This is a genomic window from Acidobacteriota bacterium, assembly GCA_039030395.1.
Lineage (GTDB): Bacteria > Acidobacteriota > Thermoanaerobaculia > Multivoradales > JBCCEF01 > JBCCEF01.
Window position 1 is genome coordinate 95,441 of sequence record JBCCEF010000008.1, and the last position, 12,295, is coordinate 107,735.

At 66.0% G+C, this 12,295-nt stretch carries 13 protein-coding genes; 7 read left to right on the plus strand and 6 right to left on the minus strand.

The genetic code is table 11. The features are described 5' to 3' along the window. Positions 1 to 54: 54 nt before the first annotated feature. The gene (locus tag AAF481_10160) at positions 55 to 2,007 is read left to right on the plus strand and encodes a TonB family protein (GenBank protein ID MEM7481527.1); all 1,953 of its coding nucleotides are present in this window, start codon (positions 55 to 57) and stop codon (positions 2,005 to 2,007) included. 113 nt (positions 2,008 to 2,120) lie between these two features. Here AAF481_10160 and AAF481_10165 read toward each other — a convergent pair whose 3' ends face one another. Further along, the gene (locus tag AAF481_10165; GenBank protein MEM7481528.1) at positions 2,121 to 2,735 is read right to left on the minus strand and encodes a CsgG/HfaB family protein; all 615 of its coding nucleotides are present in this window, start codon (positions 2,733 to 2,735) and stop codon (positions 2,121 to 2,123) included. Positions 2,736 to 2,904: 169 nt separating this feature from the next. Beyond that, entirely contained in the window at positions 2,905 to 5,196 is a 2,292-nt protein-coding gene (locus AAF481_10170; protein ID MEM7481529.1) for an NADP-dependent malic enzyme, read from the minus strand. Positions 5,197 to 5,550: 354 nt separating this feature from the next. Between AAF481_10170 and AAF481_10175 the strand changes: the two genes are divergently transcribed. Further along, the gene (locus AAF481_10175) at positions 5,551 to 6,330 is read left to right on the plus strand and encodes a DUF3891 family protein (protein ID MEM7481530.1); all 780 of its coding nucleotides are present in this window, start codon (positions 5,551 to 5,553) and stop codon (positions 6,328 to 6,330) included. 277 nt (positions 6,331 to 6,607) lie between these two features. After that, positions 6,608 to 7,078, plus strand: coding sequence for a methylated-DNA--[protein]-cysteine S-methyltransferase (locus tag AAF481_10180; GenBank protein ID MEM7481531.1), 471 nt, complete (start codon positions 6,608 to 6,610; stop codon positions 7,076 to 7,078). Positions 7,079 to 7,090: 12 nt separating this feature from the next. Here AAF481_10180 and AAF481_10185 read toward each other — a convergent pair whose 3' ends face one another. Both AAF481_10185 and AAF481_10190 read right to left on the minus strand, forming a co-directional pair. After that, positions 7,091 to 8,239 carry a PEGA domain-containing protein gene (locus tag AAF481_10185; protein MEM7481532.1) on the minus strand — a complete coding sequence of 383 codons (1,149 nt, stop codon included), beginning with the start codon at positions 8,237 to 8,239 and terminating at the stop codon, positions 7,091 to 7,093. Beyond that, entirely contained in the window at positions 8,236 to 9,174 is a 939-nt protein-coding gene (locus tag AAF481_10190; GenBank protein ID MEM7481533.1) for a glycosyltransferase, read from the minus strand. Before AAF481_10190 ends, AAF481_10185 begins: the two co-directional genes overlap by 4 nt. Before the next feature lie 274 nt (positions 9,175 to 9,448). On the opposite strand from AAF481_10190, the gene AAF481_10195 reads away from it, so the two are divergent. From AAF481_10195 to AAF481_10205, 3 genes are read left to right on the plus strand one after another with little or no spacing between them, the layout of a single operon-like run. Further along, the gene (locus tag AAF481_10195) at positions 9,449 to 10,078 is read left to right on the plus strand and encodes a sigma-70 family RNA polymerase sigma factor (GenBank protein ID MEM7481534.1); all 630 of its coding nucleotides are present in this window, start codon (positions 9,449 to 9,451) and stop codon (positions 10,076 to 10,078) included. Then, positions 10,078 to 10,542, plus strand: coding sequence for a zf-HC2 domain-containing protein (locus AAF481_10200; GenBank protein MEM7481535.1), 465 nt, complete (start codon positions 10,078 to 10,080; stop codon positions 10,540 to 10,542). Before AAF481_10195 ends, AAF481_10200 begins: the two co-directional genes overlap by 1 nt. Continuing rightward, positions 10,539 to 10,853 (plus strand): YbjQ family protein, encoded by a 315-nt coding sequence (locus tag AAF481_10205; GenBank protein MEM7481536.1) that lies wholly within the window; start codon positions 10,539 to 10,541, stop codon positions 10,851 to 10,853. The genes AAF481_10200 and AAF481_10205 overlap by 4 nt, the downstream gene beginning before the upstream one ends. A 16-nt stretch (positions 10,854 to 10,869) precedes the next feature. Here AAF481_10205 and AAF481_10210 read toward each other — a convergent pair whose 3' ends face one another. Both AAF481_10210 and AAF481_10215 read right to left on the minus strand, forming a co-directional pair. Then, positions 10,870 to 11,265, minus strand: coding sequence for a type II toxin-antitoxin system VapC family toxin (locus AAF481_10210; protein MEM7481537.1), 396 nt, complete (start codon positions 11,263 to 11,265; stop codon positions 10,870 to 10,872). Then, complete coding sequence (locus AAF481_10215; protein MEM7481538.1) at positions 11,262 to 11,531, minus strand: AbrB/MazE/SpoVT family DNA-binding domain-containing protein; 270 nt, start codon at positions 11,529 to 11,531, stop codon at positions 11,262 to 11,264. The genes AAF481_10210 and AAF481_10215 overlap by 4 nt, the downstream gene beginning before the upstream one ends. A 133-nt stretch (positions 11,532 to 11,664) precedes the next feature. Here AAF481_10215 and AAF481_10220 point away from each other — a divergent pair, with 133 nt between their 5' ends. Next, a complete protein-coding gene (locus AAF481_10220; protein MEM7481539.1) occupies positions 11,665 to 12,216 on the plus strand; it encodes a DinB family protein in 552 nt (183 codons plus the stop codon). The last annotated feature ends 79 nt before the right edge of the window (positions 12,217 to 12,295 follow it).

The following is a 12,295-nucleotide window of genomic DNA, read 5'->3' on the forward strand; positions in this document are numbered from 1 at the left end:
CTCCTATTGATTCAATTGTCGGGTATCCGAAGAAGTCGCCTAGTGGAGGATGCGATGAGCCGTCTCGAAGAGTTTGGCCCCTATCTTCTTCTGAAAAAACTGAGTGAGGACTCCCTCGGAGAAACCTTCCGAGCCGGCCGGGTGGGCCAGCAGGAAGTGCAAGAAGTGCTGCTGCTGCGGGTGTTCAACGGCCGCAATATCAATGGCGCCCACCTGTGGAACGCGGTGCGCGACCGCCGCGGCGTCCAGGAAGGTCTCAAGAGCCCGAACATCGGCCTGGGCACCGACCTCGGCGAAGTGCGCGGCATTCCGTACATCGCCTACGACTACATTTCCGGCAAGAACCTGAGCGACCTGCTGGTCGCCGCCAGCTCCCAGCAACAGCCGATGCCGGTGGACCACGCGCTGCTGGCCGCCGAACGTATCGCTCTGGCCCTCGCCATGGCCTACGAAACACGCTTCGAAGGCCAGCGGGTATCCCACGGCTTCGTGGTGCCTCACCTGATCATGGTGTCGAGCGAAGGCGAAACCCGACTGCTCGGTTTCGAGGTGGCGCCGGGCCTTACCGGCCTCGCCTCCGGTGGCGCCTTCAGCACCAGCGTCACCCGTTACCTGGCGCCGGAAGCCCTCGCCGAGGGCCAGGCCCAGGCGGTGGACGACACCTTCTCCTTGGGCGTCATCCTCTACGAGTTGTTGACTTGCCAGCCGCTGCCGCCGCCGGAGGCAGAGGGTTACGGCCCGGTGATCCGCCAGGGGCGCCTCGGCGCCGAAGGCGAGGCGATACCGGCGGATCTCGCCCAGTTCCTGGAGAGCAGCCTGGCCCCCCGCGGCCAGCGCATCGCCGACGCCGCGACCTGGCACAAGGAACTGTCGAAGATCATCCTCGACGGGCAGCACACGGCGACCACCTTCAACCTCGCCTTCTTCATGCACAACCTCTTCCGCCACGAGATCGAGCGAGAGTCCGAAGAGATCGAGGCGGAAAAGACCATCGAGATCCCCACCGCGGTGATCCAGCAGGCGATCCAGCAGGAGCCACCGACCCCCGTCGCCGCGGTCGCCGCTCCAGCGGCCGCCGCCGCACCGGCGGCGACAGCGACCACCGGATCGGTCTTGCCGGACGCGAAGCTGGAGGAAACGGGCCCCGTGCCGGTGGAGCGGCAAGGCGGCAAGCGAGGACTGTGGATCGGCCTGGCGGCCGCCGCCGCCCTGATCGCGGCTGCCGCCCTTGGGCTGCTGTACTGGAATCAGCAGCGCACGGAGGTGGCCGAGGCGCCGGTCGAACCGCCGCCGGTGGTCACACCGGCGACGGAGGTCGATGCCGCCGAACTCGAACCGGAGGAGCCGGCCGGCCCCACGCCGGAAGAGATCCAGGCACAACTCGCCGACATGATCGATTCCCGCAGCGAGGAGATGGAGGCCAAGTTGCGGTCGCAGTACGACGAACGCATCGCCCGCCTGCAGAACCAGCTCACGGAAACCCAGGATGCCGCCGCCGAGCGCGAGGCGGAACTCGAAGCCGCCCGCCAGGCGGAAGCGGATCGCATCGCCGAAGAAGAGCGCATCGAGGCCGAGCGCGTCGCCGCCGAGGAGAAGGCGGCGGAAGAAGCCGCCGCCAAAGTCGCCGCTGAGAAGCTCGCCCAGGAGCAAGCGGCGGCCGAAGCCGCCGCCGCGGAAGCCGCGGCCAAGCCGGAGCCGCCCAAGGTGCGCCTCGGCGAACTGGTGCGGCCCGGCGCTGGCGTCACGCCGCCGAAGATCGAGCGGCTACCGGACCCGAACTATCCCGCCATCGCCCGGCGTCTGAACAAGCAGGCGGTGGTCGAGGTGCGGCTGCTGGTCGACGAGACCGGGAGGGTGACCGAAGCGGAGACGGTCGGCGAGGAGGTCGGCTACGGCTTCGAGCAGGCCGCCCTGGAAGCCGCCCGGCGGGCGCGCTACACCCCGGCCAAGAAGAACGGCGTGCGGGTGAAGATGTATACCAACCTCACCATGCGGTTTACGCCATAGTCCGGCGCGGCGCCGGGCGCCAGGGGCCGTTTGTCCACAACGCAACAAGCCCGGGAAACACTCCCGGGCTTTTCGCTTCTCGGCCACACCTTGCGGCGGGCTGATCTTTCGACCTACAGGTCCGCCGACTTGATGCTGGCGGTCAGCTCTTGGATGACCGGCTTCATCACCTTGTCGAACATCCGCTTGTCGTCGGCGCCGCCACCGAAGCCGCCGACGGAGACCTTGACACTGGACTCTTCGGCGCGGGCCTCGTCGGCCCACAGGATCTCACCGGTGTTGACGCTGAAGATGCGGGCGTTCATCGCCGCCACGAAGTTCCGCTTGCCGGCACGGAAGCCCGGCACGCGGCCGACCCGGCGGCCGTGGGCGCCGGTGTCCGTGACGCCGTACTCGGTGACCGACCCGGTGAGCATGTACTGCACGCCGAGAAGCTTGCCGATCTTCATCGCGGTGGAGGCATCGACATCGCCGGAAAGGTTCAAGCCCTTCTCGCGCATGATGGCGTTGATCTGCTCACGCTCGATGACGCGGAATTTCTGGCTCTTCACCAGCTCCGTCACGAACACGTCCTGAGCGGCTTCGGCGCCGCCGTGGTACCACCACTGGTTGTCGGCCTTGTTTTGGAACTCGAGCACCGCGATCCGCGGCTTGTCGGCCGCGAAGGCCGGGGATACGCAGAGGGCCAGAAGCCCAAAAAGGATGGAAAAACTGATCAGTCGCTTCATGGGGTCAATCTCCTTCACGCTGTAGCGATGGTTACAAATGGCGCTCAACCTCCGGGGTCTTCATCCTGAAACGAACGGCTTTGGCGCCAACGGAGAAGTTGGATGGGCCACCGACATTATACCAACGGCCGGCGGCCCGCTTGAGGAGTCAACGGAGCGAGAAAGTGCTTCACGGCTCCTCCACTGTGGACGGCGTTTCCTTCTGGGCTGCCTCCTGCGCGTCCACCACGCAGAGGGCCGCCATGTTGACGATGTCGGGCACTTCCAGCCCGCGCTGGAGAACATGCACCGGCTTGCCCAGGCCGAGAAGAATCGGGCCGATGGCCTCGGCGTTGGCCAGGCGCCACACCAGTTTGTAGGCGGCATTGGCGGACTGGAGTTCCGGAAATACCAGCACATTGGCCGGTTCCCGCAGGCGACTCCAGGGGTATTCCTGATCGAGGATCGACTTCATCACCGCCGTGTCTGCCTGCATCTCGCCGTCGACCTCGAGGCTCGGGTCCTGCCGACGCACCAGCTCCACTGCCCGGTGCACCTTGCGCGCCGCCGGATGGCGGTTCGAGCCGAAATCCGAGAAGGAGATCATCGCCACCCGCGGCACCACGCTGAAGCGCCGCGCCGAGGCCGCCGTCAGCAGCGCAATCTCCGCCAGCTCCTCGGCCGACGGGTCGATGTTGACGGTGGTGTCGGCGAAGAACAGCAGCCGATCTTCGAGCGACAGGATGTAGGCGCCGGACACCCGCTTCACCCCCGACCGGGTACCGATCACCTGGAGCGCCGGCCGGATGGTCTCTGGATAGTGGTGGGTCAGCCCGGAGATCAGGCCGTCGGCATCGCCGGACTCCACCATCAGGGTGCCGAAGTAGTTGCGGTCACGGGCCAGCTTGTGAGCATCCCGCGGGGTGACTCCGAAACGGCGCCGCAGGTGGTGGAGACGCGCCGCGTAGCCCTCCAGCCGGTCCGACGAGTCCGGGTGCACAATGGTGACCCGCCCTTCGTCGAGTCCCAGCTTCGCCAAGCGGTCGCTGATCTTGTCCCGCCGGGCGAGCAGCACCGGGTGGGCAATACCCTCTTCCACCAGGGTCTTCGAGGCGCGCAGGATCTTGTCGTGCTCGCCCTCCGGGAAGACAATGCGCCGGGGATCCCGCCGGGCGCGGTCGATCACCGCAAACATCACCTCCCGGCGGCGCGACATCAGCGTCTCCAACCGGCGGCGGTAGGCCTCGAAATCATCGATCGGACACTGCGCCACACCGGATTCCATCGCCGCCCGGGCGATCGCCGGCGGCACCCGCAGGAGAATCCGTGGATCGAAGGGCTTGGGAATCAAATACTCCGGTCCAAAGGTCAGTTCGTCGACGCCGTAGGCCCGCAGCACCGAGTCCGGCACGTCCTCCCGCGCCAGCTCCGCCAGCGCCCTCACCGCCGCCAGCTTCATGCCGGTGTCGATGTCCGTCGCCCGCACGTCGAGGGCGCCGCGGAAGATGAAGGGGAAGCCCAACACATTGTTCACCTGGTTGGGATAGTCGCTGCGGCCGGTCGCCATGATGACGTCGTCGCGGGCGGCGCAGGCGTCCTCCCAAGAGATCTCCGGATTGGGATTGGCCAGGGCGAAGACGATCGGCCGGTCGGCCATCGAGCGCACCATCTCCGGCGACACGATGCCCGCCACGGACAGGCCCACGAACACGTCGGCACCGGCCAGGGCATCGGCCAGGGTGCGGGCTTCGGTGGCCGCCGCAAACTCCCGCTTTTGATCCGTCATCCCCTCCTCGCGGCCCTCGTGCACCACACCCTTCGAGTCCACCAGCAGAATGTTCTCGCGCCGGATGCCCAGCTCCAGATAAAGCCACAGACATCCGAAGGCCGCCGCGCCGGCGCCGGAAAACACCAGGCGGATATCTGCGATCTTCTTGTGCACCAGTTCCAGGGCGTTCAGCAGCGCCGCCGCCGAGATGATCGCCGTGCCGTGTTGGTCGTCGTGGAACACCGGGATGCTCAAGGCCTCCCGCAGGCGCTGCTCGATCTCAAAGCACTCCGGCGCCTTGATGTCCTCCAGGTTGATGCCTCCGAAGGTCGGCTCCAGGAGCTCGACGGTGCGGATCAGCTCGTCCGGGTCCTGGGTGTCCAGTTCGAGATCGAACACGTCAATGTCCGCGAAGCGCTTGAACAGAACCCCCTTGCCCTCCATCACCGGTTTGCCGGCCAGCGCCCCGATGTTGCCCAGGCCCAAGACGGCCGAACCGTTGCTGATCACCGCCACCAGATTGCCCTTGGCGGTGTACTCGTAGGCCAGCAGGGGATCCTTTTCGATCTCCAGGCAGGGCTCTGCCACCCCCGGCGAGTAGGCCAAGGAAAGATCCCGCTGGGTGCCCGTGGGCTTGGTCGGCACGACCTTGATCTTGCCCCTGGGCTCGCGGGCGTGGTACTCCAGTGCGTCTTCCGGTAGCGGTTTCTTCATCGTTCCTCGCGATCACCAGCCGGCTGCTGGAAAGGGCTGCGCCCATCAGTTCAGCAGCGCTGCTGGCTATATTCTCGAGGGGTCTCGGCGCCCCCTCGCCCGAAAAAGCACGGCTTTTCCGGCCTCACCCGGCCCCGGCGGCTCTGCCGCCGCCTCGCCCTCCGGGCTCGGTCGCAGAGAGGAGGACCTTCGGGGATCTCATCACCATCCTAGGCCTGGTCAAGGGGGTGAGTTACGCTTCGAATGTTACCGCCTCCCGACGGGTATTTTGGTCCTTCGGCTGCCGAGACCCCCCGTTCCCCTGGTACTGTAGAGATCTCGATTTCGGCGGCACCCGAGGCCGCAACCGCCGCCGTGAATCGCCGTCTCATGATCATCGCCATCGAGCATCGCGACTTCCTCGTCTTCACGCAAACCGATCACGCCCGGTTCGCCGGTGAGTTGCTCTCCCTGTGGCGGGACGGCGATCTGGCGGACCACCCACGGCGCTCGGACCTGCTGTTCGCTGCCCGTGAACACGACAACGGCTGGCGCGAAGCGGACGCCGCTCCGAGCTGCGAGGCGGAGAGCGGCAAGCCCTACGACTTTATTTCCCTGCCGGACGGCGAACGGCGCGACACCTGGCGCCGGGGCACCGCGCGTTTCGCCGACAAGCGGCCCTACGCCGCCCTTCTCATCACCCTACACGGCCTCAACGTCACCGCCCATCGGGCGGCGGCCGCCGAAGAAGATCGAGACGAATGGACGGAACTGGTCACCGAGCTCACCGAGCGGCGGAATGAACTCCTCGAATCGGCCGGCTGCGATCTCGCGACGGCCGAGGCGGACTATCGCCTGATCGACCTGACGGATCTGATCTCGCTGACGGTCTGCAACCACTGGGCCGATCCCTTCGAGCGGCACGGCCTCAAGGGCCGGTTCGATCCGGAGATCCACGCCCTATACCTGGCCCCCTTTCCCCTCGCCGGCAGCACCACCTTCGACATTCCGGTGCGGCGCATTCCGCGGCGGCAGTACGAGGGCGATGCGGATCTCGGCGGCGAGATCGCGGCGGCCCGCTGGGAGGAGCTCAGAGTGCGGGTGGCTCCCTGGGCCGGCGTCGAGATGCTCGAAGGAGCGGCGACTGAGCCGTGATCCTCACGGGGTTGTTCCAACCCCCTCAAAGCAAAAAAGCGCGATTTCTTGCTTCACACCCCCGAGTCGGGCCTGAAGACCCGGCTCGCCCTATTGGGCTCGCGCGGTCTCCAACCAGTCGACTTCGGGTAGAGACTCGGCAGACGCTGGAACCGACTCCCGGAGCAGGGAAACCCATGGTAGTGTCCGGCCCATGCAGGCTGGCTCCATGGTCCCTCCAGAGGGTGCTCCCGAGTTAGTCCGCTTTCTAATGCCGTCGCCGATCGGGAAGATCGGCATGGACTTGCGTCAGGGAGTGGTGACCCGGGTACTGATTGCTCCTTCCAGAAAGGAAGCGAAGGACTTTGTGTCCTTCTCCGACCTTCCGGACACCGAATATTTCGAAGAGCTGTTCGGCGTGCTGTCCGAATATTTCGCCGGCGCGCGCTTTCGCCTGGGCCTCAGGTGGGACTTCGGGCCGTCGGAACTCACCGGTTTCGCCCGCCGCGTCCTGCGCGAGACCTCCAAGATTCCCTTCGGCCGCACCCGCACCTATCGCGACATCGCCAAGGGCGCCGGCAAACCGGATGCCTACCGGCTGGTCCTCGCCACTCTGATCGAGAATCCCATCCCGATCGTCGTGCCCTGCCACCGGGTGGTGACCAACAAATCGGGCATCGGCAGCTACATCGGCGGCAAGGACCGCAAGAAGTGGCTCCTCGAGATGGAAAAAGAAGCCCTCAAGCAGCGCGAGAAGGCCAACGCCTGAGCGTCGCTCCGCCTACTCCTCCTTGAGCAGCACCACATCGACTTCGGTCTCGTCGCCGGCGCCGACCTCCACCTCGACCACGCGATCCGCATAGCCCGGCCGCACGATGGTCAACCGATGGCGACCGGCATCGACGATCAGGCTGTCGCCGATGTCCTTGCCGGAGCCCACGAACTCACCGTTCAGGTAGACCGCCGCGTCCGCTGGTTCGATCTCCATGCGGATGGTCGCCGGTTCCGCTCGGGCATCGACGCTGCCCTCGGGCCGTAGCCGCTCGCCGCGCCCTTCCGGTGCTTCGTAGGCCGGCCGCTCGCCGGCCGGACGGTCGCCGCGGGCGCGCCGCTCGGCCCGCACCCGGCGCCGCCAGTCCGCCTCGGCAGCCTGTTTCTCACCGGCCTCGCGCAAGCGGGCATCGCGTACCGCGGTCGATTTCGAAGGCAGGTCCTCCGGCCGCACGGACTCGCCGCGCTCCAGGCGATCCTCCACGTCGATCACCACACCCGGGTAGATGGTGTACTGGCGCGCCAGCGTTTTGTAACCATCGAGGTAGAACACCACGTCGTAGGTGCCCTTCTCTAACCACAGGTAGCGCGGGAAGCCATCGAAGTCGTCCACCGTGCCGATCTGCTGTCCGTTGACGAAGACCTGTGTACGACCAGGGGCGACATCCGTATCGAGGGCGCCCATCTGGTCGCCGACGGGCCCCGGATAGACCGAAACCGCCGCCGGCAGGTGCGAGTAGCGCCATGGATACCAGCTCGAATAGCCGAACCACCAACCGTGGCGGTAGGGGCTCCAGTAGTAGCGCGGGTAGTAATAGCCGCCGTAGTAGTAGTGATCGTGACCACGGTAGTAATGGGGTCGGCGATTGCTCGGCCGGCGCCGGTCGATGTTCGGGCCGCGGCTGCCGCCGGAGGGGCGGGTACTGCGCGCTCGGGGAACCGAAATCGGCCCGGACGAGGCCGACGATCCACCGGAGCTGCCCCCGGAACTGCCGGAGACCGAGCCACCGCCGGACGACCCGCCGGGTCGCGTGCGACCGGCCTGGGCGTCGGCGGGCAGCGCCGAGGCGAGGGTGAGTAGGAGGCCGAAGCCACCGGCCAGCAGGCCGAAGGCCCATCCAGGAAGCCTTTTCTGGGGGTGTTGCATCTGGCCGCTCATGTGAGTTCCTCCTCGTTCGCGGTCTGAAGGTCCTGCCAGGCTCGGTGCAGTCCCCGGATGTAGTGGAACCGCAGGGTCGATTCCCAGAGCCCGGGTAGTTTCACCGGTAGATTCTGCAAGGCGCGGGCCAGAAGCTCCCGGCGGCGCTGCGGTCCCGGTGCCGGCAGCGGCGGTGGACCCTCCGGCCCGACCCCCAGAAATGCGCCCAATTCCGGATGCAGCCGATGGAACACCACCGCCGAATAACCGGACTTCTCCTGGCGCGCCGCGAACCGCTCCAGATCCGTCGGATGATCGTGCGCCACCACCGCTTCGGGCGCATACACCAACCGCATGCCGTGGCGTTCGGAAAGCCGGTAGCTGGTCTCGATATCTTCCCATGCCGCATAGGGAAAAGAGAGATCGAAGGGTTCCGCCAACAGCAGCTCGCGGGCGAGCGACAGATTGGAGGTGTAAAAGAAATTGAACGGCACCTGCTCCGGGTCGTCGATCAGTCGATAGCCGAACTGCAGGCCCCAATCGTTGATGTAGCGCAGAAATGGATTGAGCTTCATCCGCGGATGCCAGCCGGTATAGCCGATCACCGCCAACTCCGGCCCATCGCCGCGCCGGCGGTGGGCCGCCCGGTGGGCGGCCAGCCATCCCGCCTGCGGGACGGTATCGTCCCCCAAAAAGGCCACTCGCCGTCCCGCCGCTGCCGACACGCCCGCATTGCGCGCCGCCGCCGGCCCGGCATTGTCCTGGTGAATCAACCGCGCCGATACGGAGAATTCCCGGTCGCGCAAAAAGGCCGGCGTATCGTCCGTCGAGCCGTCGTCCACCACCACCAGCTCGAAGGGCGCGTCAAACTTCTGTGCCTCAACCGCCGTAAGCACTTCAGGCAGCGTATCCATGCGATTGAAGGTGGGAATCACCACCGAGAAATCGAAGCTCATCGAGGGAGAGTAGCAGGGTCCAGATGAGCGCCTCGAGACTCTCATCAGGACCCTGCTAGAGCCTCTTCAGGAGGGCTGGGCGCCCCCTCGCCGCGCCGTGCGGCTCACCCCCGTCCTCGGCGAGCCAGAGGGCTCGCCGCCTCGCCCTCTCGGGCTCGGTCGCAGGCTGCTGACCTTGTCAGCAACCCGCTCTCTTCTCCCCCTCAGCATGGTTTCGGGGTGAATCAGGGAATAGACTGCCGGCAAAAGCGTATCGTTGGGAGTGAACATCGAAATGAGTCTTCAGCATCCAGCGGGATCCTCCGCGTTGCCCCCGGCCATGGCCGGTGCGGCGGACGAATCGCCACGCGAGCGTGTAGCGCGCGCCCGAGCCGGCGACGAAGCCGCGCGCGAGGAACTCGCCCACTGGTGCCGACGGACGGCTTATCTCCTCGCCCTGCAGTTGCTGCGGAACCCCGACGACGCCCTCGACGTGGCCCAGGACGCGGTTTTGCGCTTCTTCACCCACCTCCACCGGTTCGACACCGACCGGGCGGTCAAGCCGTGGCTCTTTGCCATCGTGCGCAACCGGGTGCGGGACATGAAGCGCTGGAGCCGAGTGCGCCACCACGAGCCCATGGAAGGACTGAGTGGAGAAGACCGCCCGGACATCATCGACCGCCGGCCGGGGCCCGAAACCTCGGCCCAACGGCGCGAGCTACAGGCCAAACTGTGGCACGCCATCGAGGGACTACCCCCGGCGCAGCGCGAGATCCTGGTCCTCCGGGACTACCAGGACTTGACCTACGCCGAGATCGCCAAGGCGCTCGCCATCCCTCAGGGCACCGTCATGTCGCGGTTGCACCGGGCTCGGCAGGCGCTGCGCCGCATCCTCGAAGCATCCGGAGCGTTCGGAGACCTGTAATGCCGAACCGTACCCCGTACAACCGCGCCCCCTGTGGCCGGTCTTTCGCCGAAGAGCAACTCTCCGGCTTCATCGACAAAGCCCTCTCCCAGGCCGACGCCCAGCGGGTGCGCCTACACCTCGAAGATTGCGCAGACTGCCGTCAAGACGTCGAAACCCTCCGCGCCCTGCGCAACGCCGCGGCCAGCACCGAATTCGTCCTGCCGCGGGACGAGCAATGGAACGAGCTGCCCAAGACCCGTCCGAGCCGCTGGTTGCGCACCGGCGGCTGGACCAGCCTGATTCTCTGGTTCTTGGCGTTGACCTCGTTTCTCACCTGGCAGCTCGCCACCGGGCCGGAGACCCTGCTCGAAAAGCTCCTCGTCTTCGGCGCCGTGCTGGGCGTGATTCTTCTCTTCCTGTCGGTCTTGCTCGACCGCCTCCGCCACCTGCCGGGGGATCGCTATCGGAGGGTTCACAAATGATCGTCGTCACCTCGGACGATATCGCCCATCACGACATCGAACGCACCCTCGGCCTGGTGCGCGGCAACGCCATCCGCGCCCGCCACATCGGTACCGACATCATGGCCGGCCTGCGCGGCCTGATCGGCGGCGAGGTCCCCGAATACACCAAACTCTTCGCCGAAGCCCGCGAACAGGCCCTCGACCGGATGGTCGAAGAAGCCGAAACCCTGGGCGCCAACGCCATCATCAGCGTCCGCTTCTCCACCTCCATGGTGATGTCCGGCGCGGCGGAGTTGATGTGCTACGGAACGGCGGTGGTGGTGGGGTAGGGAGTCGAAAGAAGAATCAGGGCGCTTCGAATAGCGGCGACTTCCGAAGGTCCATGTCAAACGAGAGGGTCGTGTCGCAGCCGGCTCGGCGATTCCGCTCGCCGATCAAGTAGTCCGCGAAGTCTCCACCTCCCGACCGAAAGTGACCGAGTGCGGCACGCACGGAGTCGCGATCGTCGACTTCGAATTGACGGGCATCGATGACCTGTTCCAGAGCGGCCGCGATCTCCTGCCGCGAGTACTCGTAGACGCTGTCCAGCACCCAGACCGTCTCGCACAGAACGAAGCTGTCGATCCGCAGGAAGTCGCCTGCCTCTGAAGCCACTCGGATCCTGCGATCGACCCGCTCGACTTGAGCGGCATCATCCAACGTCAGGTATCGGACGAGAACGTTGGTATCGATGCCGATCACGTTTTGGACTTCGAGCCGCGCAGGTACTTCTCAACCACGTGCCGCTCGATTCCCCGGTTCAGCTCCTCCACGGAGACCGGCGGCGGGCCCTCCCGAGCCAACAAGCCCCGCACATCTCGGATGTCGCCACCGGCCAGCTCCACAGTCACCCTGCCGGAGGCATCCAGCGCAAAATCTAGCCGGTCTCCGGTCTTCCAGCTCATCCGCTCCCTTAAGTCCTTCGGAAGGGTGACCTGGCCTTTGCTGGTGATCGTCGCTCTCGTCATGATTCTCCGATTCCTTACCAATTGAAAGACGAGCACTCCGACGCGTCAATTTCGCGCGCCTAGGCCATCACGACCATCGAACCACCGAAAGCGCCGGTTGACAGAGACTTCGTTCCTGAGGGAGAAACACATCATGACTCTCGAACTGTCCTCTTCCATCAACCTTCTACGCCGCACTCCCCCGGTGCTCGATGCGCTACTCCGCGACACCGACCCCGCAGTGCACCGGACCGATGAAGGCCCAGACACCTGGAGTCCCATCGTCGTCGTCGGTCATCTGATCCACGGCGAGGAGACCGACTGGATTCCCCGCGCTCGCCTCATCCTCGAAGCCGCCGAGAAGGCCGCTCCACCCCCGCGCTTCGAGCCCTATGACCGTTTCGCCCAGTTCGAGCGCTTCGGCGACTGGTCCCTCGACCGGCTGCTCGACCGCTTCGCCGAGCTGCGGCGCGACAACCTGGCGACCCTCGCAGGATGGAGTCTTACGGAATCCCACTTCGCCCTGCCCGGTGAGCACCCGGAGCTGGGCCCCGTCACCCTCGGCAATCTGCTGGCCGCCTGGGTGGTGCACGATCTCGGGCACATCGTCCAGATCTCGCGGGTGATGGCGAAGACCTACACGGGCGAGGTGGGTCCGTGGCCGGAATATCTGACCGTGTTGGGGGTAATAGGGAGAGAGTTCTGATCCGATCTCGGCGTTGGTGACGCGTACCGGTGCGTCAGTGAGACCAACTCAGCCGACCGGTTCGTCCGGCGGGCACCTC

Excerpts from the sequence above, each read along its gene's own strand:
- AAF481_10160 (MEM7481527.1), top strand. The coding sequence starts at position 55 with ATGAGCCGTCTCGAAGAGTTTGGCCCCTATCTTCTTCTGAAAAAACTG.
- AAF481_10165 (MEM7481528.1), bottom strand. The coding sequence starts at position 2,735 with ATGAAGCGACTGATCAGTTTTTCCATCCTTTTTGGGCTTCTGGCCCTC.
- AAF481_10170 (MEM7481529.1), bottom strand. The coding sequence starts at position 5,196 with ATGAAGAAACCGCTACCGGAAGACGCACTGGAGTACCACGCCCGCGAG.
- AAF481_10180 (MEM7481531.1), top strand. The coding sequence starts at position 6,608 with ATGGACTTGCGTCAGGGAGTGGTGACCCGGGTACTGATTGCTCCTTCC.
- AAF481_10185 (MEM7481532.1), bottom strand. The coding sequence starts at position 8,239 with ATGAGCGGCCAGATGCAACACCCCCAGAAAAGGCTTCCTGGATGGGCC.
- AAF481_10190 (MEM7481533.1), bottom strand. The coding sequence starts at position 9,174 with ATGAGCTTCGATTTCTCGGTGGTGATTCCCACCTTCAATCGCATGGAT.
- AAF481_10195 (MEM7481534.1), top strand. The coding sequence starts at position 9,449 with ATGAGTCTTCAGCATCCAGCGGGATCCTCCGCGTTGCCCCCGGCCATG.
- AAF481_10200 (MEM7481535.1), top strand. The coding sequence starts at position 10,078 with ATGCCGAACCGTACCCCGTACAACCGCGCCCCCTGTGGCCGGTCTTTC.
- AAF481_10205 (MEM7481536.1), top strand. The coding sequence starts at position 10,539 with ATGATCGTCGTCACCTCGGACGATATCGCCCATCACGACATCGAACGC.
- AAF481_10215 (MEM7481538.1), bottom strand. The coding sequence starts at position 11,531 with ATGACGAGAGCGACGATCACCAGCAAAGGCCAGGTCACCCTTCCGAAG.
- AAF481_10220 (MEM7481539.1), top strand. The coding sequence starts at position 11,665 with ATGACTCTCGAACTGTCCTCTTCCATCAACCTTCTACGCCGCACTCCC.